Annotated in this window: 18 protein-coding genes, 1 other RNA gene and 1 pseudogene; 9 read left to right on the top strand and 11 right to left on the bottom strand. The window is 45.8% G+C overall.

Translation table 11 applies throughout. From position 1 onward, the window contains the following. Window positions 1–5: 5 nt before the first annotated feature. Together BLP64_RS02485 and fadE are read right to left on the bottom strand one after the other, a co-directional pair. Window positions 6–1,565 carry an AbgT family transporter gene (locus BLP64_RS02485; protein ID WP_092591422.1) on the bottom strand — a complete coding sequence of 520 codons (1,560 nt, stop codon included), beginning with the start codon at window positions 1,563–1,565 and terminating at the stop codon, window positions 6–8. 115 nt (window positions 1,566–1,680) lie between these two features. Further along, a complete protein-coding gene (gene fadE, locus BLP64_RS02480; protein ID WP_092591420.1) occupies window positions 1,681–4,131 on the bottom strand; it encodes an acyl-CoA dehydrogenase FadE in 2,451 nt (816 codons plus the stop codon). 199 nt (window positions 4,132–4,330) lie between these two features. Here fadE and BLP64_RS02475 point away from each other — a divergent pair, with 199 nt between their 5' ends. Further along, a complete protein-coding gene (locus BLP64_RS02475) occupies window positions 4,331–5,032 on the top strand; it encodes a DUF3108 domain-containing protein (protein WP_092591418.1) in 702 nt (233 codons plus the stop codon). On the opposite strand, the gene purN is transcribed toward BLP64_RS02475, so the two are convergent. Together purN and purM are read right to left on the bottom strand one after the other, a co-directional pair. Next, window positions 5,029–5,667, bottom strand: a complete 639-nt coding sequence (purN, locus tag BLP64_RS02470; RefSeq protein WP_092591416.1) for a phosphoribosylglycinamide formyltransferase — start codon at window positions 5,665–5,667, stop codon at window positions 5,029–5,031. The two genes, BLP64_RS02475 and purN, sit on opposite strands and share 4 nt — an antisense overlap. Beyond that, window positions 5,664–6,710 carry a phosphoribosylformylglycinamidine cyclo-ligase gene (gene purM / locus BLP64_RS02465; RefSeq protein ID WP_092591414.1) on the bottom strand — a complete coding sequence of 349 codons (1,047 nt, stop codon included), beginning with the start codon at window positions 6,708–6,710 and terminating at the stop codon, window positions 5,664–5,666. The genes purN and purM overlap by 4 nt, the downstream gene beginning before the upstream one ends. Before the next feature lie 154 nt (window positions 6,711–6,864). Between purM and rimI the strand changes: the two genes are divergently transcribed. The 4 genes from rimI to BLP64_RS02445 all read left to right on the top strand — a co-directional run bounded on the left by rimI (window position 6,865) and on the right by BLP64_RS02445 (window position 10,426). Then, window positions 6,865–8,010 (top strand): ribosomal protein S18-alanine N-acetyltransferase, encoded by a 1,146-nt coding sequence (gene rimI / locus BLP64_RS02460; protein WP_092591412.1) that lies wholly within the window; start codon window positions 6,865–6,867, stop codon window positions 8,008–8,010. Window positions 8,011–8,083: 73 nt separating this feature from the next. Beyond that, window positions 8,084–8,442, top strand: a transfer-messenger RNA (tmRNA) gene (gene ssrA / locus BLP64_RS02455). A 170-nt stretch (window positions 8,443–8,612) separates the two neighbouring features. After that, window positions 8,613–9,974 carry a type II toxin-antitoxin system HipA family toxin gene (locus BLP64_RS02450; protein ID WP_092591410.1) on the top strand — a complete coding sequence of 454 codons (1,362 nt, stop codon included), beginning with the start codon at window positions 8,613–8,615 and terminating at the stop codon, window positions 9,972–9,974. Continuing rightward, a complete protein-coding gene (locus BLP64_RS02445) occupies window positions 9,971–10,426 on the top strand; it encodes a helix-turn-helix transcriptional regulator (RefSeq protein ID WP_092591408.1) in 456 nt (151 codons plus the stop codon). The genes BLP64_RS02450 and BLP64_RS02445 overlap by 4 nt, the downstream gene beginning before the upstream one ends. A gap of 105 nt (window positions 10,427–10,531) precedes the next feature. Here the strand turns inward: BLP64_RS02445 and BLP64_RS02440 are convergent, their stop codons facing one another. The 7 genes and pseudogenes from BLP64_RS02440 to BLP64_RS02410 form a co-directional block, all read right to left on the bottom strand. Continuing rightward, on the bottom strand, window positions 10,532–11,455 hold the full coding sequence (locus tag BLP64_RS02440) for a nucleotidyl transferase AbiEii/AbiGii toxin family protein (protein ID WP_092591406.1): 924 nt from the start codon (window positions 11,453–11,455) through the stop codon (window positions 10,532–10,534). Continuing rightward, window positions 11,442–11,981 (bottom strand): type IV toxin-antitoxin system AbiEi family antitoxin, encoded by a 540-nt coding sequence (gene abiEi / locus BLP64_RS02435; RefSeq protein ID WP_092591404.1) that lies wholly within the window; start codon window positions 11,979–11,981, stop codon window positions 11,442–11,444. The genes BLP64_RS02440 and abiEi overlap by 14 nt, the downstream gene beginning before the upstream one ends. A gap of 129 nt (window positions 11,982–12,110) precedes the next feature. Continuing rightward, window positions 12,111–12,908: a tetratricopeptide repeat protein gene (locus tag BLP64_RS02430; RefSeq protein WP_092591402.1), complete on the bottom strand. Its 798-nt coding sequence runs from the start codon at window positions 12,906–12,908 to the stop codon at window positions 12,111–12,113. A gap of 111 nt (window positions 12,909–13,019) precedes the next feature. After that, entirely contained in the window at window positions 13,020–13,343 is a 324-nt protein-coding gene (locus BLP64_RS02425; RefSeq protein ID WP_092591400.1) for a helix-turn-helix transcriptional regulator, read from the bottom strand. Window positions 13,344–13,437: 94 nt separating this feature from the next. Continuing rightward, window positions 13,438–13,905, bottom strand: a complete 468-nt coding sequence (locus tag BLP64_RS02420; protein WP_092591398.1) for a tetratricopeptide repeat protein — start codon at window positions 13,903–13,905, stop codon at window positions 13,438–13,440. Between the two features lie 121 nt (window positions 13,906–14,026). Then, a pseudogene (locus BLP64_RS02415) lies at window positions 14,027–14,326 on the bottom strand (dGTPase); the annotation flags it as partial. Window positions 14,327–14,395: 69 nt separating this feature from the next. Continuing rightward, a complete protein-coding gene (locus BLP64_RS02410) occupies window positions 14,396–16,672 on the bottom strand; it encodes a S9 family peptidase (protein WP_092591396.1) in 2,277 nt (758 codons plus the stop codon). Between the two features lie 681 nt (window positions 16,673–17,353). Between BLP64_RS02410 and BLP64_RS02405 the strand changes: the two genes are divergently transcribed. The 4 genes from BLP64_RS02405 (at window position 17,354) to BLP64_RS02390 (ending at window position 21,912) form a co-directional block, all read left to right on the top strand. Further along, complete coding sequence (locus tag BLP64_RS02405) at window positions 17,354–18,373, top strand: hypothetical protein (RefSeq protein ID WP_092591394.1); 1,020 nt, start codon at window positions 17,354–17,356, stop codon at window positions 18,371–18,373. Window positions 18,374–18,877: 504 nt separating this feature from the next. Then, a complete protein-coding gene (locus tag BLP64_RS02400; protein ID WP_092591392.1) occupies window positions 18,878–20,176 on the top strand; it encodes a lipopolysaccharide biosynthesis protein in 1,299 nt (432 codons plus the stop codon). Beyond that, window positions 20,157–20,663 (top strand): serine O-acetyltransferase, encoded by a 507-nt coding sequence (locus BLP64_RS02395; protein WP_092591390.1) that lies wholly within the window; start codon window positions 20,157–20,159, stop codon window positions 20,661–20,663. The genes BLP64_RS02400 and BLP64_RS02395 overlap by 20 nt, the downstream gene beginning before the upstream one ends. Window positions 20,664–20,787: 124 nt before the next feature. After that, window positions 20,788–21,912 (top strand): glycosyltransferase family 4 protein, encoded by a 1,125-nt coding sequence (locus BLP64_RS02390; protein WP_092591388.1) that lies wholly within the window; start codon window positions 20,788–20,790, stop codon window positions 21,910–21,912. The last annotated feature ends 227 nt before the right edge of the window (window positions 21,913–22,139 follow it).

Genomic DNA, 22,139 nt, shown 5'->3' with positions numbered 1-22,139 from the left:
AAGAATTATGGCGTGTAGTAGGTGGGGGTATTAATACCGACCGGTAAATCTAAGCCAAATACCCACAAGAAGAATAACGCCGTCCAACCAATTAAGAACACAATGGTGTAAGGCAGCATCATGGCAATCATGGTGCCAATGCCCGTATCTTTCTTATAACGCACTGCCACTGCCAAAATCAGGCCGAAATAGCTCATCATGGGGGTGATGATGTTGGTGACCGAGTCGCCAATACGGTAGGCGACTTGAATCACTTCTGGCGAGTAGCCAATTAACATGAGCATGGGAACGAAAATCGGTGCCGTAATGGCCCACTGCGCCGAGGCTGAGCCCAGCATTAAGTTGACAAACGCACACATGAAAATAAACAGAATAAACAAGGCAGGCCCAGTTAAGCCAACATTCTGTAAGAAGCTGGCGCCGTTCACCGCAAGAATACTGCCTAAGTTGGTCCAGTCAAAGAAGGCCACAAATTGCGCCGCAAAGAAGACCAACACAATGTACATGCCCATGGTGCTCATGCTGTCAGACATGGCATTAATGACGTCACGATCGGTGCGCATGACATTGGTGATGCGTCCATACACATAACCTGGAATGGCGAAGGTGATGAAAATAAACACCACAATCCCTTTTAGGAACGGTGAGCCTGACACGCCCCCGGTTTCAGGGTTCCGCAGAATTCCCCATTCCGGCACAATGGTTAACGCCAACAGCGCACAAAGAGCGGCAAAGCTTAAACCTGCACCAATCAAGCCTTTCTTTTCAAGAGCGGTTAACGGCTCAATTTTTTGTTCGGTTAGTTCCATCGAAGCTTCAGTGGTGTTGTACTTCCCTAATTTCGGCTCGACGATTTTTTCGGTCACAAAGGTTCCCAAAATGGCAATCAAAAACGTCGAAACGAACATGAAGTACCAGTTTGCTTCGGGCCCAACATAGTAGTTCGGATCAATGATGTGGGCTGCTTTGGTGGTGATCCCCGCCAATAACGGGTCAACCGTCCCAATCAGCAGGTTGGCGCTGTAACCACCAGAAACACCGGCAAAGGCTGCCGCCAAACCCGCTAACGGGTGCCGTCCCAACGAATGGAAAATCATGGCCGCTAACGGAATTAACACCACATAACCAAGTTCTGCGGCAGTATTGGACACAACGCCAGTGAACACCACGGCCACCGTTACCAAGCGTGGGTGAGCGTTCATCACCAAGCCGCGCATGGCCGCTGACAACATACCGGAGCGCTCGGCAATACCCACCCCTAACAGGGCAACCAAAACCGTGCCTAACGGCGTAAAGCCGGTGAAGTTAGTGACTAGGCCCGTAACAATGCGCTGTAAGCCTTCCGCATTCATCAAGCTGACCACTTCAATCACACCGCCACCTGGGCGAGGATCTTGCGCGCTGAGTTCGAAATAACCCGCAATGCCACTGACTAAAATAATGCCAAGGGCGAACATTGCGAATAATGTAATGGGGTGGGGTAGGAGGTTACCTAGCCATTCGACGGTGTCGAGGAAACGCGTAAATGCATTGCGTTTCGTTACTGTTTGTTGGGCCTGCGTCATGCAAATACAGCTCCTGTTTCGTTACCTTGAATAAATAAGAGCGGAATTGTACACACAAAAAAGGCCAATCGCGAGGATTGGCCTTGGAATCAGGATAAGTAGTTTGTCCGATGCGTTAATCGGCCGCTGATACGGAGGCTAATGCAACCTCGCGGGCGTGATTACCGGCAATGAGTTCTTCATGGGCAAAGTCATCGACACTGATGACGCGTAAGCGACCTTGTTCCGCGCGGCGTAAGACTTCGACGTCATCGTCATCCAGTACCCCAAGGCGCTTGCCTTGCTCTGCCACTTGATCCAAGAACATAAAGGGTATGCGACGATCGTTTGCTGCTTTGCGGACCTTGTCAAATAACGGCTCGGCGGCAATCACATCACGTAAGGTTTGCTCCAAATAACCAAACTGGCCATCGGCAGACAAGAATTGCCCGTTGCCTAAGCGTTCGCGGCTGTCGTTCGGCTTCAATAAAAGCTTCGCCACTTTATGATCGAGCTTATCGGATGGGCGTTTCATGATGCGGCCAAACGGATACATGATGGCTTTCATCACCTTGCCGACGGTTCCGAAGTTGTCTAACAAGGCCAACTGGCTTTCTTGCAAGCGATAGAGCAGATCTTGCAGCGCCCAATGCACCAATACACGGTCTTCTTTCGGGCGACCTTCATCGTCAAAACGCTTCAAGGTGGCCGAGGCAATGAACAAGTAGCTGAGCATGTCGCCTAAACGGGCAGAAATCCGCTGTTTGCGCTTTAAAGAACCGCCCAAAGTGGCCATAGCAACGTCCGATAACAGCGCTAAGTTGGCACTGAAACGGTTCATTTTTTTGTAGTAAATGGCAGTGCTGTCATCCACCGGGGAGGCACTCAAACGCCAGCCACCCAACCCGAAAAACAGCGAGCGCACAAAGTTACTCATGCCAAAGCCAATATGGCCCCACAGCGCTTTATCGAAGCGGCTTAAGCCATTGCGCGTAGGTTCGGCCGAAGCCAACATTTCTTCTAACACGTAAGGGTGGCAGCGAATGGCACCTTGTCCGTAAATCATGAGGTTACGAGTCAGAATATTCGCGCCTTCCACGGTAATGGCCACCGGCACACCTTGATAGCCACGGCCCAAGTAGTTACTTGGCCCCAAGCAGATGCCTTTACCGCCGTGAATGTCCATGGCGTCATCCACACAGGAGCGCAAACGTTCGGTCATGTGGTATTTGGAAATGGCCGAAATCACCGACGGCTTTTCACCTAAATCAATGCCTTTGGTTGAGAAACTGGTGACCGCGTCCATCAGGTAGGCGTTGCCTGCCAAACGTGCCAAGGCTTCTTCCACGCCTTCCATTTTACCAATGGGCAGGCGGAACTGACGACGAATATACGCATAAGCACCGGTGGCCAAGGCAATGGATTTTACTCCACCCGCTGAGTTCGAGGGCAGGGTAATGGCACGGCCCACGGACAAGCATTCCACCAGCATCCGCCAGCCTTTACCGGCCATTTTTGGACCACCGATAATGTAATCCAACGGCACAAACACATCTTTGCCGCGCACTGGACCATTCTGGAACGGCACGTTGAGCGGGAAGTGACGACGGCCAACGTCCACCCCTTTGGTGTCGCGCGGAATCAACGCAGCGGTAATGCCTAACTCTTCGTCATCGCCAAGTAAATGATCGGGGTCGTACAACTTAAAGGCTAAACCGATCACCGTGGCAATGGGCGCCAAGGTAATATAACGCTTATTGAAATTGAGGCGAATGCCGACAATTTCCTCACCTTCCCACATGCCTTTACAAATAACCCCAGTATCAGGAATGGAGCCCGCATCGGAGCCGGCTTCTGGACTGGTCAACGCAAAACAAGGAATTTCTTGGCCAGCGGCTAAGCGTGGCAAGTAGTAATCTTTTTGCTCTTGAGTACCGTAGTGTTGCAGCAATTCGCCGGGCCCCAACGAGTTCGGTACGCCCACGGTAGAGGCTAAAATGGTACTGACGCCCGCAAGCTTCTGTAACACGCGCGACTGCGCATAGGCCGAAAACTCCAACCCGCCATATTCTTTCTTAATGATCATGGCGAAGAACTTTTCATCTTTCAGGTATTGCCACACATGCTCGGGCATATCGGCCAGCTCATGGGTCGCTTCCCAATCATTCATCATTTTGCAGAGTTCTTCACAAGGGCCATCTAAAAAGGCTTGCTCTTCGGCCGTGAGCTCAGGCTTCTGAATGCTGTGGAGTTTTTCCCACTGCGGTGCACCACAGAAAAGATCGCCTTCCCACCAGGTGGTTCCGGCATCGATGGCGTCTTTTTCAGTTTCCGAAATTTCCGGCATGATTTTCCGGTAAATGGCCAGAATTTTGCGCGACAAAATATTCCGCCGAATACTGGGTAAGTTCAGCGGAACTAAAATAATCGCCAACAGCAGCCACCAGCCCCAGCCGATGCCTGCAACGAGGCTTCCGAGGGCAAATAAACCCACCATGCCAAGGCTGGTGATTTGCAATGAGGCGCGATGATAAAGAAAGCCACCCAACGCAAGTAAGGTTATGAGAAGCCAGATAAGGGTGCCCATGTTGTTCAACTCCTTGTTCAACACTGATGAAAATGGCTGGAGGTCAGACCAGTTGTGATTTGATTGAGATTAGACCTTTTTTGCTGAATTTTCAAGTTGCTGAGCTAGAAAATTGATGGAATAAAAACTTTGACAAATGGATGCGGTCTTACGCTATAGTGAATACAAAATTAACTAAAACAGTTTGTTAGGAAGAACAATGAAGCTACCGCAAGGAATTCTATTGCATGTGTTGGCGCTGTTGTTTGCGAGTAGTACAGCAGCCCTTGGCCTGACTCCTTATCAAGCGCATTACGAAGTATCGCGCGGGGGCAGCCAGTATGGTGAAGCTGAGCGGCATCTCACCCAAACGGGGCAGAACTTTCAGCTGTATACCGAAACTGAAATTAGTTGGATGTTCTTATCCGATCGCCGCCGTTATTGGTCGGAGTTTCAGTTCCAAGATGATCAAATTGACAGCCTTAACTTCCGTTATCACCGGTCTGGAACAGGTTCGGATAAAAAGTTTCATGGTCAATTTGTGCATGCCGACAAGCAATTGATCAATGCCGACAGCAAGCGCCCGTACGAAGTGGACATTGAGCAGCACCGCATGGACGAAGCGGCCAGCTTAGAGCAGCTGCGCTATGACGTGAGCCAAGGCAAAGAACGCTTTCACTATTATGTGGTGGATGAAAACGGAAAGCCTGACGAGTTGATTTATGAGGTGCGTGGCACCGAAGTGCTCGACGACCTGCCGTATGGCAAGGTCACCGCCATTAAAGTGTCGCGCATCCGAGAAAACTCCAAGCGCGAGACCGATTATTGGTTCGCGCCGGAGTTGGATTACGTGTTAGTGAAAATGGTGCAACGAGAAAACGGCAAAGAAGTGGCCGCGTTGCGCTTAGCCGAATTGGATTAATCGGCCGCGTAGCCCTCAGCGGCTAACAGCTCACCGTCTAACTCAGCGCCTTGCTCGGTTAACCGTAAGCGATTGGTACAGAACCACTGAACCACCAGCGGGTAAATGGCATGCTCTTGGGTATGCACCCGCTGCTGCAAATCCGCCGCAGTATCTTCAGGAAAAATCGGCACCTTGGCCTGCAAAATGACCGGGCCGCCATCCAATTCTTCCGTCACGAAGTGCACACTGACCCCATGCTCCTCATCGCCCGCGTCCAGCGCGCGCTGGTGGGTATTCACCCCTTTGTATTTCGGCAACAACGACGGATGAATATTTAGCATACGCCCATGAAAATGGCGGGTGATGGCTGGGGTTAAAATCCGCATAAAACCCGCCAATACCACCAAATCAGGCTGAAATGAGTCAATCAGCTGCTGCAAGTCGGCGTCATAGGCTTCACGAGTAGGGTAATCGCGGTGGCTTAATACCGCCGTTGGCACCCCAGCTGCTGCGGCTTTCTCAAGCCCCGCCACGTCGGCTTTGTTACTAATAACGCCCACCACTTGCCCGGCAATGCGGCCGGCCTGACAGGCTTCCACAATGGCTTGCATGTTGGAGCCTGAGCCGCTGATTAAAACAACGATGCGTTTCATGAACGAATTTCAACCGCTTCTTCGTGCTCCGCACGCTCTGCCACATGGCCAATCACCCACGCGTGCTCGCCTTCAGCTTGCAGCAATTGCACTGCTTGCTCGGCCACCGCTTGGGGCAGGGCGATGATCAAGCCCACGCCACAGTTGAAGGTGCGGTACATTTCTTTGGTGGCCACGTTACCGTGCTCTTGCAACCAGTTAAATACCGCCGGCCACTGCCAGCTACTGCCGTCAATGACTGCTTTGGCGTGCTCAGGTAACACCCGTGGAATATTTTCCCAGAAGCCGCCACCGGTAATGTGAGAAATGGCGTGCACTTCAATTTGCTCAAGCAACTTGAGCACGGATTTCACATAAATTTTGGTCGGTGCTAATAAATGTTCCGCCAACGGCTTGCCATCTAACAGGGTGGTAGCCGCGTCGGTTTCGCTCACTTCTAAAATTTTACGCACCAACGAGTAGCCGTTTGAGTGCGGGCCGGTTGAACCTAGCGCGACTAAGGCATCGCCTGGCGCGACTTTTTGGCCATCAATAATTTGGTCTTTTTCCACCACGCCAACGCAGAAGCCCGCAATGTCGTAATCGCCTTGGGCGTACATGCCCGGCATTTCTGCGGTTTCACCGCCAATGAGCGCGCAACCTGCTTGCACACAGCCTTCGCCAATACCGGTAACCACATCGGCCGCGACATCGACGTCCAGCTTGCCAGTGGCGTAATAGTCGAGGAAAAACAGCGGCTCGGCCCCTTGCACAATGAGGTCATTCACGCACATGGCAACCAAGTCGATGCCGACGGTGTCGTGTTTGCCTAAATCAATGGCCAAGCGCAGTTTGGTGCCCACGCCGTCGGTGCCTGAAACCAAGACCGGCTGCCGATATTTGGTTGGCAGCTCACACAGCGCTCCAAAACCACCAATGCCGCCCAGCACTTCTGGCCGACGGGTTCGTTTAGTGACGCCTTTAATGCGCTCAACCAGGGCATTGCCCGCGTCGATATCAACGCCAGCGTCTTTATAACTTAAAGATGGTTTTTCAGTGCTCACGGCAGGTTCCTCAACTTAGGCAAATATTCCGGCAAATATCCCGGCAAAATTTTTGGGCGTAAGTTTATCATTATTCAAGGCGCTGCGCGATAGCCGTTTTTGACGTATAATCAATCTTCTTCATGGGCTTGTGACCCCGTTCATAAGGCAACGTATGCAACACCAAACTCAGCATCAACCCGCGTCCATCCAGCTGGTTCCAGCCACCCGTTCTCATCTTGAGGCCCTGCTGCAAATTGAGCAGCGCAGTTTTGTCACCAACCTTATCAGCCGCCGCAGCTTTCAGCGCTTCATTGAGCAAGGCATTGGCGACTTTACCGTGGCGCTCTACGAGCAACAGGTAGTGGGGTACGCCTTGGTGCTATACCGCCGTGCGACCGAGCTGGCACGGTTGTATTCCCACGCGGTGCACCCCGATTATCGGGGGCAGGGCATTGGCAATTTGCTGTTGCAGCACGCCGAAGCGAACGCCAACGCCCGTCATTGTTTGATGATGCGGTTAGAAGTGAAAACCGATAACCATGCCGGCATTCAGTTTTACCACCAAGCGGGCTATGTGGATCTAGAAATTCGCCCCGAATATTACGACGATGAAAGTGATGCTTTGGTGCTGCAAAAGCTGCTTCCGCGCTATATGGCCAACGAAAATGCGCTGGCAGCCCCGAAAATGGTGCCTTATTTAACCCAAACCACGGACTTTACCTGCGGGCCCGCTAGTTTATTGATGGCCATGGCCCATTTTGATATTCCCAGCACCGACCCACAGCACGAAGAATTGGAAATTTGGCGGGAGGCCACCACCATCTTTATGACCTCCGGGCATGGGGGTTGTGGCCCGCACGGGTTAGCGCGCGCCGCACACAAACGCGGCCTCGGCGCTGAAGTGTACGTGAGTGAAGCAGGGCCGCTGTTGATGGATTCGGTGCGAAGCGCGGAGAAAAAGGCCATTATGGAGCGCATTCAGCACGCCGATATTGCCGCCTTAGAACGGGCCAAGGTACCGATTCATGTGGGCGATTATTCGCTGGCGCAGTTGCACCATGACTTGCAACACGGCAAATTGGTGCTGGCGTTAATCAGCACCTACGTGTTTGACGAAAGCAAAGCGCCGCACTGGGTGCTGATTTGTGCCGCCGATGAGCATTATATTTATATCAACGACCCGGATCAGGACACCTTGCCGTGGCAATCCCCGGCCGGCCGCCAATACTTGCCCATTCCCTTGGCCACGTTTCGCCGCGCATTTGGCTACGGCAAACGAAAACAACGAGCGGTGGTGGTGCTCAGCCCACCGAAATAATCCATTGCTGACCATTGAAATAGCTGACAACGCCCTTATATCAGTGATAGACTGATACACAGTAATAAGCTTTGGGGCTGATTTGGATTCGACGGAATACACGAAACCCAAGGTGCATGCCGAGGTGAGGCAGGCCTCGTAAAAAGCCTCAACACAATAGTTGCAAACGAAGACAACTACGCTTTAGCGGCTTAATAACCCGCTATGCCCGACCCCTAGCGCTTGGTCTGTGAGACTAGGATCCGTCGGTTCACCCTAAAGCAGACTCGCGTGGAGGCTTCGCCCGGAGCCAAAGCGTTAAATCCAATCGGGCTCGTCACTTAAGTAGCCTGTCTGTCGGCGACTGGGTGATTAACTAAAAGACTGACTACGCATGTAGGACCGAGGATGTAGGTATTGCGGACGCGGGTTCAACTCCCGCCAGCTCCACCACATTTATAAAAAGCCGCTCATTTTGAGCGGCTTTTTTGTTGGGGAATAGGCAAGAGAACTGTTTTTACAAATGCTGAAAACACATTAATTGAGTAACAAATTACTCAAAACTTGAATATAAATGACTTTATGAGTACAATGTTACTCATTGTTGGGTTTTGGGGGTATTGATGGAAACGTTAACTGTACAGGCTTTTATCAAAGGTGAATGGGTAGATATTGCGACCCTGTCGTTCCCTCAAAGCAATCAGAATAACTTCGCCGTGACTGAGCTTAACTACCTCAGGGACTATGCGATAGATCATCTTGAAAAAGATGATTTCCATGCTGTATCCCTCAACCATCCTGTCGCACTCTTTTTTGATGAGATGGGTAAACCTGGGTGGTTGAAGTTTTTAGACGATATTATACCTACCGGTGCTAGTCGACGGTTTTGGGTGACACACCTAGATATTGAAGACCTTAGCGTAGATAAACAGAACTATATTTTGCTTAAGTACGGTACGGTTGCTCCCATCGGCAACTTGCGCATAAAAGATTCTCTGCCAGCACGTTCTGAAAAGGCAGATAATCTCTATTTTTCAATGGATGATGTTAAGAATCGAGCAGGTGATTTTCTTGATTATGCACAAGAACGAGGGTCGATCGCAGGTGGGGCAACTGGAGCTGGGGGCGAAGCGCCAAAGCTGCTCCTACGTTGTGGCTTCGATCATTGCACAGGGCATGAAAAAATTTGGATTGATGCATACCAAGACGACAGTAGCAATCATGATTTACATTATTTAGTGAAGTATCCGAGAGGCTCAAAAAGCATTGTTGACTGCAATATCCTAAGAGCTGAGTTTTATTTTTACCACGAACTCACTGCAATGGGTGTTGAAACGATACCTACCGAAGGCATGCGCTTAGAAGAGGGAACTCATTACCCATCTTTATGGCTTCCTCGATTTGATGTTCAAATTGTTGACAAAAAAATTGAGAGACTTGGCATGGAATCAGTGTATTCCATTTTGAATAAGGGGCCAGGTGCCACTCTTGACCACGAAGAAACAATTCGCGCTCTCATCAAAAAAATTAGTGAAAGCAATACGGTTAAATGCCAAGGATATGTATTTGATGTCAAGGCATTCGTTATTGAATGGGTGAAGAGAGATCTTCTTAACATTTTATTTGGTAATAGCGATAACCACGGTAGAAATACGTCATTTTTAAAAGGAAATGGGGTTATCAAGTTGGCTCCCGTATACGATTTTGCACCAATGAAAGCTGACCCAGAGGGAATCCCAAGAACAACAAAGTGGAAAGCCCCATTAGAGATTGGGGGAGAATGCGATTTCGTCAAGATTGCTGAAGCCTTATCTGATCTCGTACCCAAAGAAGAGTTATTACAAGAGCTTAAAAATGTTGCACAGCAATGTATCGATCTTAAGCAGAGATTAGCCGCACGAGGGGTACCGGAACAGATTTTGGAGATGCCAGTTATTGGATTTGATTTTATACCGAATAAGCTAGAAAGTTGGGGGCTGTTATGAGTAAGGCAGATACGAACGAGTCAGTACAAGATGTGATCGCTCGTTTAAGAGCAAATCGAAATAAGCAGCCGCCGAAGACTGATAGCAATGCAGCATGTTCGTCCGCAGAACAAACACAGCTCATTACTCCAACGAAAGCGAAAGTTTCAAAAAACACCAAAGTGGTGAGCGAAACGGAGCGTAGAACTGAGGCGAACAAAATCATCAAGCAACTCTTGCTTGGCCAACTCACACAAGGTCAAGCACTGAAGCATTTTCGCATTAAAATACTTGGGCTTAAACAGGATGTGTTCGCAAACCTTGTTGGCGTCTCAAGAAAAACAATCTCAGATATAGAGAACGATCGGGGCAGCTACAATACTGAAGTTCTTAATAAGGTATTCAAACCATTTGGCTTAAAAGTTGGGTTGCTGCCATCTTCTGCAGGTACTTTACAATCACTACTAACGTAATTTCCTGACGTCTACCCCAAAATAGGGCCATGTTCTCGATGAGATTTCCATTAGAATACATAGACTTAAAAAGGATGTGTTCACAAACTTTGCTGGTACATCATATTACATTTTAAACTCGGGGGCGGGTGAGAGCCTTCCTTGTAATGTGTCACGAGTTGTCTTGAACAGAGTAAGCAGAGTAGTGTTCAAGTAACTTTTGAACTTGTTTTGGCCGAGGGTTCGGTCAAACACGTCAGTTGGTAAAAATCGTTTCATTTCCGCACTGAATGCATCGCTCGCTACCATTTCTGGGAGCTTCTGGAGCAGTTGTTCTATCATGACTTCGAAGTTCTGAAGGCGATAGTCCGAAACCTTATTTTTCACCAAATCAATATTGAGGGTTGCCCCTTGCTGGTGAAGCCATACTAAATCCCATAGATCTCGGTGGCGGACGTATTTGGTTGTGGCCGGTAAAGAAATTATTTTGTCAGCCATGATTTCATCCAAACTTTCAGTCAGAATTAGCATGTCACCGTAGCCATCAGGTAAAAAGTCATAGTTCACTTGTAGAGGCAGGGGCTCTCTCGTATAAGCTGCAATATTTGCTACTTCCACTTTGATTTTTTGTTTTGGTAAGTCTTTTCTATCAGGAGCAGTAACGACAGCGATCTGCCATTTATCGATGTTCAAGTCTGCGTATTTGGCTTCTTTTTTAAGATCTTTTGGCTCTTTTACGGTTACTTCAAGACCATATCTATTGCCAATGTATTTTTCTATACATGATTTCATGTCTGTTAACATGGCCGAGTTGAAGTCCCGCCCACCAACGAAGTCTAAATCCTCGCTAAAACGGTTCCCTCCATAACATAGGCGTAACGAAGTGCCGCCCTGGAAAGTAAGGTTCTCTAATAAACGATTACTTTCTAAAGCAAACAAAATATCGTAGTGCAACAGCTCTTTCTCGATTACCGGGCGCATATGAGATACATCTTGTTGCTGCATCGCCCTGTTCACTAATTGCGAAAAATTCTCTTTAGAGTTCGTCATAGAGCTCTTCCTTGTTTACCAAATGAGTGTTCCGCCCAACACGTTTTAAATCTCGGTATGCAGTCTGTTTGGTTGCTAGTCTAAGAGGTCTATCAACCCAGATAGTATTTTCAATAATGTCTACAGGATCACGTTTAGTGTGCGTAAATTCAATGGTACCTAGGGGAGTCTTGAACTCTCCGGAACGTCCCGTTGTCATGACGGTCAAGCGATCTACTGGAATTTGGGAAATAACCCCAAATTCTGACAACGCAGATTCCAAACTGACATAATTGTATTCACCCCGCCGAATTGTTTTGGCAATTTGTTCGAGTGTATGACTCCCTTTGGAGTGAGACAAACTGTACAGGAAGATACCATTAGCAATGCGAGTAAGTATGCCATTATCTTGTAAACGTTTGATACCAGCACGAAGTGCGCGCTCGCTATCGGCGTGAAAAATCTTAGCCATATCGGAAATGGTAAAAATGCAACGTCCGCGCTTGTCATATTCAGTGAGTTTTTCTAAGGCTTCAGTTTGTTTCATAGCGACTCAAGTATACAGTTTTGACCCTTAAATGTGTCATTATTGTATACTTGAGTGATTTGGTTCGCAAGTGAGCGTTGACAAAGCGGGACGTTGAATGCCCTTGGCAACCACACCTAGGCATTACCCTCAGTTCTCCGCGAGCAGCGCGTAGTTTTTGCAGCCATCTTCGTACGCTAAGTCGCAAGATTTGCGCAGGTATTGCTTGGCCAGGTTGGTATTTTGCGGGGCACCCGTCCCGTTGTAATATTGCAAGCCTACGTTGTAGCAGCCGATTCCCTCATTCAATTCACAGGATTTTTGGTAGTAGCTGAAGGCTTTGGAGGCGTTGGCGGGCGCGCCTCTGCCAGCCTGATGCATGTAGCCCGCGTTGTTGCAGCTAAGCGCGTGGTTGAGGGCGCAGGCCTGTTGGTAGCGTTGTAATGCGTGCTGATCACTCTGTGCCACGGTATCCCCGCGCTCGTAAAGCAAGGCAAGGTTGAAACAGGCAGAGGCAACATCGTTTTCGCAGGATTTTAAGTAGAGGTCGACTGCTTTCGCATCATTCTTTGAACGTCCGATGCCTTCTTTATACAAGTAACCTAGGTTATAGCAACTATAATAAAGGCCTGCGTCGCATCCTGAAGCAAAGAAATCGCCGGCTTGCCGGGAGTCTTGTTTTACGTATATTCCTTCATGATAGAGCATTCCGAGCCGGTGGCAGGCAGGTCCGTCGTCGAGGTTGCAAGCTTTGCGATAATACGCAATAGCGCTCGACATTTTCCCCTGATTCTCGTACTGGTCGGCAACGGTCCAGCAATAGTCAGGGTCTTTTTGCTTATCGCACACCGCCGCATACTCTTTTAACTGTTCGGCCGTGATCTCGCTGTCACTGGCGGCGGCAGCGCTAATGAATAATAACAGGACAGCTAATAGTAGTTGCTTCATGGTAAGAGTTTTCCGCTATTGTTCTTATGTCCCTTAACAATAGTCAGAATTGTATATAATTTCCACGCATATACGCCAAATCGTACGCGGGCGCGATATTGATGACTTCCATTACCATTCTAAGGGCTCCTCATCTTTATCACTGCGTCGGCCTGAGGCTCTTTGGCGTTTCTTTCCCTGCAATTTTGCGAGTTGTAACGGGGAGATCGCTTGCTTGGGAAGAAAGAGATCCATTTGATCGGTGAGATCTAACGCCATCAGTATGGCAATCATGAATTCGAGCTGAACTTTGCCTTTTTCTGCATTCAAGACGGTTTTGCGAGAAACACCGGCAAGCTCAGCAACTTCAGATTGAGTGAGGTCTTGATTTAATCGAGCTTGTTTCAGCCGCGCACCGATCTCTTCTGCTAAAGCTGATGCTGTCATTCCTTTCATATAAAGTCCCATTTCAGTGACATTAACCCGCAATTTAATGCGTAGTGTTACCAATCTAGGACCTTACCAGGTAGTTGTCAAATAGTGCCCGCCGTTATTTCTTGGTGACTTGCGCCGCTCGTTCACAGGCTTTCTCGTGCTGCAAGTCACAGGCTTTGCTAAAAAAGTCGCGCGCTTGTTGCGCATTGGCTTGAACGCCGTACCCATGCTGGAATAGCACCCCAAGGTTATAGCAGCTGTCTGCGATATTTTGGGCGCAAGCCTTGGTAAAAAACTCACTCGCGGTAGTCAGAGATGGGCTAAGGTGCTTGCCACTGGTATACAGCATGCCGAGTTGATGGCAGGACGTGCCTTCATCCAACGCGCAGGCCTTGCGATAAAACGTAATGGCCTTTTGCATGTCACCTTTGCGCTGGTATGCATCGGCGGCCAGCCAGCAAAGATCACGCTGCATGGCCTCACAACCGGTGGTGTAGCGCTCTATTTTTGTTTGCGCAAATGCCAAATTAACAGCCGCACCGACCACCCAAAATAGCAATAATCCCCAAACTAATTGTTTCATCGTCCATTGGTTCCATCATGATGACTCTATGAATGCTAACAATAGTCATAATTTCAAAAATTGCCAATAGCCCATTCAATGGGTGAATCGCACCGGGAGTTTTATATTCGCTTTGCAATCAAATTTCGACGATGCTTTCAATGGCTCGAAACAGATCCTTATCAGCTTCCGAATTTGACCTCTCTATTTCCTGCACAATAAAACGACCGTTTTGTTGCACTTCTAGCGAATGAGTGAGTCGGCTACGCACCGCTGCATTGCGTTCTAACGGGAACACTTGCGTTTTTTGCTGCAAACGTCGTACCGCCGCCGAATTTAAGATTCGACCACGGTCACTTTCTACCGCAATGGCTAAATTGCCATAGCTTTTACCATAGGCACGTTTGTCACTGATTAGTGCCGCTAACTTTTTGATATCCATCTGTTTATCCTTAACATACGTACACCAATCAGTGACGATACCTAAAACTTATCAAAACGATAAGAGTTACTACAGCTGATTCCAGCGCGGGGTTTCCTTTTGCCCTAAATGGCGCAGGAAAAAGTCGAACTGGCGGCGCTGAATGTAGCGAATGGGGCCGGTGGAGCGGCCAACGGCGTGGTCGCCACCGTGCACGACCAGCAAATCGAAGTCCTTTTCCGCCTTAATTAAGGCATCGACCAATTGTATGGTGGAAGCCGGGTCTACGTTGCTGTCTTGCTCGCCATTAATAATCAGCAGGGCACCAGTAAGCTTGTGGGCGTGCTCCACCACTGAAGAGGCCACATAGTGCTCGCCGATAGGGTAGCCCATCCATTGCTCGTTCCAGCTGATTTTGTCCATGCGGTTATCGTAGTTGCCCGCATAAGCCACGCCCACGCGGTAAAACTCAGGATGGAATTCTAACGCGGCAACCGTGCTATGCCCGCCGGCCGAAGCACCGTAAATGCCCACGCCATCAGCAATATGGTACCAAGGGAACTGTTTGGCCGCCGCTTGGTGCCATAAAATGCGATCAGGAAAGCCCGAATCCGCCAGATTTTGCCACGCCACATCATGAAAAGCTTTGGAGCGGTTGTTGGTGCCCATGCCATCAATTTGCACCACAATAAAACCCAAATCGGCCAAGGCTTGCATGCCAATCACTTTGTCGCCACCTGAATGAAAGCCAAACGGCCAGAAGCTTTTCGGCACAAAACTGTCGTGTGGCCCCGCATAGATATTTTCGATGACCGGGTAGCGCTGCTTCGGGTCGAAGTTTTGCGGAGTCACAATTAGCCCCCAGATATCCGTTTGCCCGTCGCGCCCCTTGGCCACAAAGGGCTTAGGTGGCTTGAAGCCGGCAGCCGTTAAGCGACTAATGTCGGCATTGGCTAATACGCGCACCAACGAAGCATCGGCGCTGCGGCGTAACTCGGCCACTGGCGGTAAATCCACCCGGGAACGAATCACAATGTAATGGTTCATGTCGGCAGAAAACACCGCCTCATGGTGGGCGTTACCTTCGGTGAGCGGGGTTAACTCGGAGCCATCAAAGTTCACCCGAAAGTAATGAACGTAGTAGGGATCTTGACCCTCGTACATGCCGCTGGCCGCAAACCAGATTTGTTGACGTTGTTCATCCACATGCACCACCGAGCGGACGCGCCAGTCGCCACGAGTAACTTGGTTCACCAACTCACCCTTGCCATTGTAATGGTATAAATGTGCCCAGCCGTCTCGTTCAGACAACCAAATGGCACCTTTGTCACCCTGCTGTAAGGTTTGGTAGAAACCGCCCCACATATCCACAAAGGTATCACTGTGCTCGTCCACCACCGTTCGCGGCGTAGCCGTTGCAGCGTTTACATCAATTAACCGAACGCGCTGATGGCCCCGCTCGACGTAGCGGAAACTAAAGCTACTGCTGTCGGGCTGCCACTGCACCCGATCAATTTGGTACGGCTGACTAAACAACTCGTTATTAACCACCTGTGCTGTGCCGCGTTCAATGTGAATCAATACGGGCTGGTCAATATCCACCGCATCACCGGGTTTGGGGTAAATTTGTGTGATGGTTTGCGGGTGAAGTTGATCGGTTGGAGCACTGAGCACGCGGTCAACATAACGCGCCGTGCCTGGCGTGACTTTCATCACCACCAACGCAGAACTGTCGGGCGCCCAACGGATGGATTCCGGATCATAAAAGTTATCGGCGGTGCCATCGGTGGTGGCGAAAACTGTGTCACCATTGCTGGTTTGAATGCTGACGTTATACCCAACGGTATGGGCCTGATAGCGGCCATCGGGCGACGGACGCAATGGGTTATGCGCCTCAACTCGCAAATCACGTACCACACTGAACCCGCGAGGGCGGTTCGGCCAAGTGAGCACTTCACAGTGCACTTCAGTTAACTGGCACTGCCACGATTGGTTCGCATAATAGAAGCGAATGCTTTGATCGTTATTGGTGTAACGAAACTGATCAAAGGGCAAGTGCATGGCATCAATGGTAGTGCCGCTGGCTTGTGCCAAAGCGGTGGCAATGTGCTGATGATCAAAAGCCGGCGTGGGTTTGGCTTGTTGCACGCTGTCACGGAAGAACATAAAGCCGCCTTCCACACTCAACTTATAATGAAACTGATCACCGCTGGCCGCCCAGGTTGGGGATTGCATAAGATCACGAGTAAGAGGCATCCACTGGTCTCGCAACGAAAGCGAGCGTTCAATTTGAGCAGGTTCCACACTCGCATGGCTTGTTATGGTCATTAGAGCGAGTAGGGCTGCCACAGAATAACGATGGTTCATAACGCATTTCCTTGGTGTTTTTTAGCGGGACTAGTATTGCAGACCCGCTAGCGCTTTGCTATACAGTTCCAGCTACTACCACCACCGCTGTGACCTTTGTTATATAGCATTTGTGCAGTGTAAAAATTGTTAAATGTACGTTGTAGGCTTTTTGCTAATATGCTTTAATAGCGCGTCGTGTGGGGGCATGCGGCGTTGCTTAACATTTCATCAAACAGCCCAAATTAGCTCAAAATCTGTACTGAATTATTAAAAAATATCGCAGGTTTTGTGCTAACTATATAAAAAATAACAATCTATTCAACAACACCATTTCATATTCCCCCACCTGATACATAACAAACGACAGATGATCGGTACGTGGGAGCCGCAACCTAGGGGCGGTAGCGTGTTTTGTTTTCTCTAATATTGATTAGTGAGCAAGGTGAGTTAGCAATATAACTCATTATGCAAAAAAATGTATGTCAGCCTATTATAAAAATATGGCGAATTTGTTATTCTTCATTGACACTAATCGACATCTCACTATTTATTAAAATATTAAAAACATTATTGATATATTCAATTGATTTAGAGTTGAGTTTAAGCCGCGTGGTTTGGCTTATTTGAAATGGTGTGTGCAGGGTTTCAGCGCTAGACTTTTAATTGCTCTTGGATTTAAAGGTAATAAGTTTATTTAATATGAATTATAAAGAATCAGGTTTAAAATCATTTGAAGCATTATCAGTGGTTTTGATATTGCTATTATCTTTATATCCGTTGTATTCACTGATTTCTCATTATACTGGTGGGGATCAAGTGGCATATAATTTGTTATATGAACGATTTGCAAGTGTCTCAAATGCTAGGGAGCTGTTTTCAGTTGCGCAAAGTACTGTTTCTAGCTATGAAATAGTTTCTCCAGTGGTCCTCTGGTTGGGAAGCTATTTGGGGATTGATAAGAACCTATATATAACAGTCTTGAATTTAATTCTTCTATCTTTATTAGTGATATCAATGAGGTGCCTTGGCGCAAGTTGGTTAATTGTCCTACTCCTGATTTTTAATTTTTATTTGATTGTATTGTTTACAGGTACAGAAAGATTAAAGATAGCATTTATATTTGCTTTGTTGGCAACCTTTGGTGGCAGGAAGTTTCGATTGTTAATGTCGCTTATTTCTATTCTAGCTCACTTTCAAATGATAATACTACTAGCTGGGTTGTTTATGTTTTTTAATGCTGAGACATATTTGCGTTCTATTAAAGATGTTCTGGCCTCTTGGAAGCTTGATAGAAATATAGTCATTGGGGTTTTCTCAATCCTTTTAATTTGCTTTGTAATTTTATTTGTTCCAGGTCTGATGGAGGGGCTTATTAATAAAGGCACTGGGTATTTTCGATATGATGGATTTAATCCCTCTGAATTTATTCAATTCTTTGTTCTCGCCGTTTCATTCATAATCGCAAGAGGTGCAAAAGTTGGCTTTAAAACTTTGGTTTTTATATTATTCTTCTTTGTTGTAATTGGTCTGCTCGGAGGGGAACGAGTAAATATGATATTTTTTTCTGCGACCTTATTTGTTTTGCTGGCCGAGAAGAAGTTGGTAATGACCCGAGTTTACTCTTGGCCTTTTATTCTGGTTTTATTTTACTTAGCAGTTAAGTCAGTGGGGTTTGTTAATAATATCTACCTTTATGGAAATGGCTTTTATAGAGGCTAGTACATAACTCTGTTTGATAAGGTGATTTTTTATGACAATACAGTGGTAATTCATATGATTTGTGAAGGTTGTTGAGATGTAAGAGGTCATGAAATAAAAATCTTTCTATGTTCTTTATTGTCCAATGTTTTTATCAGTCTATTCTGGGGTGAGCAACACTTTAAAGTTTGATTAATCTACCTAGGGCTGATTAATAAAAATGGTTTCTAAAGACGAGCCAGCTATGAAAGTTCTTTTGCATTGTACGCTAGAGTATGTTCACCCCGTATGCTCGGTCTCTGTGAGAATAGTCTTAAAAATCTACTATGTTTTATAACCCGTTATTAGATGGTTAAATAATTGCTCAGTTGATATTGGATTTATAGTTATTGAATTTATAGAAATGCAACAGATATCTATTTTTTTACTTTTCTTTTTGATGATTCATTTCTATTAAGCGCAATTAGTGTGATTATCCTCTTATGAATAGAGGTGTTTTTTTATTTTTTTGACTCTGGAAGAGTGATGTTTTCCAAGATAAAGCAAAGAATCTTAGCTGATAAGTCTATTGGTGTTTTGAAAGGAATGCTTATCCTGCTAGTTGGTGCAGGCATTGCACGAATAATTGGCCTGATGAGTATTCCGATACTTACACGTATATACTCTCCGGAAGATTATGGTGTTTTAGCTCTTTATACATCAATTGTTACTGTTCTAGCACCATTCATGACATTGCGTTATGTTTTAGCTTTGCCACTTCCTAATAATGGTTTATTGGCGTTAGGCTTGCGTGCGTTATGTCTTAAGTTGATTTTTCTGGCCTCAATAATTTTTTCGATAGTTTTGTATTTATTTGGGGAGCCTATCTTAGTTTGGTTGAATATGGAGCAGTTAGTTGATTGGCGTTGGTTGATTGTTTTAGGAGCATCCGGTGTTGCGCTATATGAACTATCTACATTATGGGCTACTCGATATAAATTTTATAAGAAATTAGCTCGGGCTCAGTTTGTTCAATCATTAGTGTTAAACTCATCTCAAATAATTCTGGGGTTATTTTCAATTAAACCCTTGGGGATGCTTATTGGTCACTTTGCAAGCCAAGTAGCAGGGGTTCTTAGTTTAACAAAAACTAGTCAAAACAATCTTAATATTTCAGCTAAAAAATTATCTTGGAAAAAAAAGTTACTTATCGCGAAATACTACCAAGGATTTGTATGGTTTAGGCTGCCATCCCATGTGTTAATGGTATTTTCAATTCAAGCTCCAGTTATGATGATGGTTATTCTATTTGGAACGGAATCTACTGGGCAGTTTAGTTTAGCAATGTTAGCACTGTCTTTACCAATAAGTATAATGGGCTCCGCGATGTCTAAAGCCTATTATGCTGAAATAGCTTCCTTAGGTAAAAATAACATAGACATAATCTATGCAATTACACTTTCTGTGCAAAAGAAGCTTTTCTATGTGGGAATTCCTAGTGCAGCTATAGTTTACTTTATATCCGAAAGTTTGTTTGGTTTTTTATTTGGTGCGGAGTGGGCAATGGCAGGGAAGTTTGCCTCTATACTTGCTCCATTTGTGCTGTTTCAGTTTACATCGAGCCCTCTTATGGAGGCTATTAATGTTCTAGGAAAGCAGTATGTATATCTTATTCTTAACATAGTGAGACTCATTGGTCTAATAATGATTTTTAAGCTTGCTGGCTATATTCAACTAACAGATGAAAAATTTGTAGGTGTTATAAGTATATATCTTTCAGTTTTCTACTGTTTTGCATCTGTTCTTGTTGTCTTAATGATAAAAAATGCTCGCTCAAGAGGGTGAACTGGTGGGATTTAATATTTTGAGGTCTATATACAATTTCATTTTTTCAACGGCAGATCGAAGAGTCTACTTTTATATTAAGCTTATGGTGCTTATGAAAGAGCGGAAGTTGAAAATACTGGGAACTATTTTATCTAGGCGCTTGCAAAGAAAATATGGTGTTTTTTTGCCTTATGAATCAAAGTTCGATGCTTCATTAAATTTAGTACATCCTACTTCTATAATTATAGGTAGTGGTGTTGAGCTTGGTAGGAATGTGACGATCTATCAGAATGTTACACTTGGCCGTTCAAGCGCAAGTATTAATGCGTACCCAATTATTGGTGAAAATACCATTATATATTCTGGAGCTGTTATCTTGGGCAGCATTGAAATAGGTAAAAATTGTATTATAGGTGCAAATGCTGTTGTAACACGAGATGTACCCAAAAATAGTATAGCTGTTGGCGTACCTGCAAAATTCCACCCTAGAAAAAACGATAGTTAATTTTTACTTGATAATAATTGAAATGAACAAAAGGTATTTAAATTTTTTTGTTTTCTTTTGAAGTTTAGCTCATCTCCTGGACTTCGAGCGTAACAAATTTTAATAGCACTCTGGTATTAACCATATGAAAATAATTTTTAATTGTATAAGCAATGTTGCAGGAGGCGGTGTTCAAAACTCAGCCAACTTTATATATTATGCTTTAAAAGATAAAAGGCATGAATATCTATTTTTGGTATCGCGTCCGGTTAATTCAGTATTAGAGTCCTGGGGGGTTAATCATAAAAGCATTATCGTATTTGATGATCGAAAGAGGGTTTTAGATACACAGCGCAAAGTTCGGTGGTTAGAGAGAGAGTTTAAACCTCAATTGGTTTATACTATGGCTGGCCCCAATTTACTCTGCTTTAAATCATTTCACATGTTGGGAACAAGTAACCCTTATATTACCCACGCAAAAAAAATAAACTATTTTTGGGATAGAAGTATATTAAAAGGAATTAAAAGCATTTGCTCGGCAATGTTTAAGGGATGGATAGCAAGACTGTCAGGTGACTTTTATGTTTTTCAAACTCCAACTTCGAGGAAAGGGTTTTGTAAAAGGTTTCTATGCCCAATTAATAAAACAGCTGTAATCCCAAATGCGATTGGTGCAGACTTTGTTGATAATATAACGTCGTATACGCCTTGGTCTGGGGTTGATAGACCAAAAGTTATTTTATGTGCATCTGCATATTATTCACACAAGAATATAGAAATATTATTTAGGACTGCTAGGCTTTTGAAAGAGCGAGGTGAATTAAACGTAAAATTTTTACTTACAATTGATAACCAGTCCTTTAGTGAATTAACTCAGAGATACGATAACTCTGACAATATGATTTTAAATATAGGTCCATATAACTACTCTAAAGCCATAGATATATATAAAAAAGCAGATGCTATCGTGCTGCCAAGTCTCCTTGAAACATTTTCTACTGTTTATATTGAGGCTATCGCGCTAGGCTTGCCAATATTTATTCCAAAAGAAAGCTTTGCAAAAGATATTTGTCAAGATTATGCGATATATTATGACTCCTTATCCGAGATCTCTCTTATGAATGCAATTGTCTCCTCTGAAAATGATGAGGTGGAAAGTTATAAGAATAGAATAAAGTCTATAATTCTTTCTGGTTATGGGAATCAGGAAGAGCGATATGAAAAAATAGCACTTCTTTTTAATAGGGTCGCCGAGCTCCATAATCTATAGTTATGATATTTAATGTCGCGGTCGATATATCATGGCTATTAATTTGGCAGCTATACTAAATAGCTCTTATCATTTGGTGGCTTGATATTTCATAAATCCGTCTCGCTTAATAATCTTTAAATTAATTGGTTAAAGTATGGGATTCATCCGATTTTCAAAAAAATATTTTACTCGATTACCCTCTTTCGTTGGTAGGTCAGTCTCAATGATCCCTTATGATTATAGGC

Source organism: Pseudidiomarina indica (assembly GCF_900104245.1).
Taxonomy (GTDB): domain Bacteria; phylum Pseudomonadota; class Gammaproteobacteria; order Enterobacterales; family Alteromonadaceae; genus Pseudidiomarina; species Pseudidiomarina indica.
This window is presented reverse-complemented; position numbering and strand designations above follow the sequence as displayed.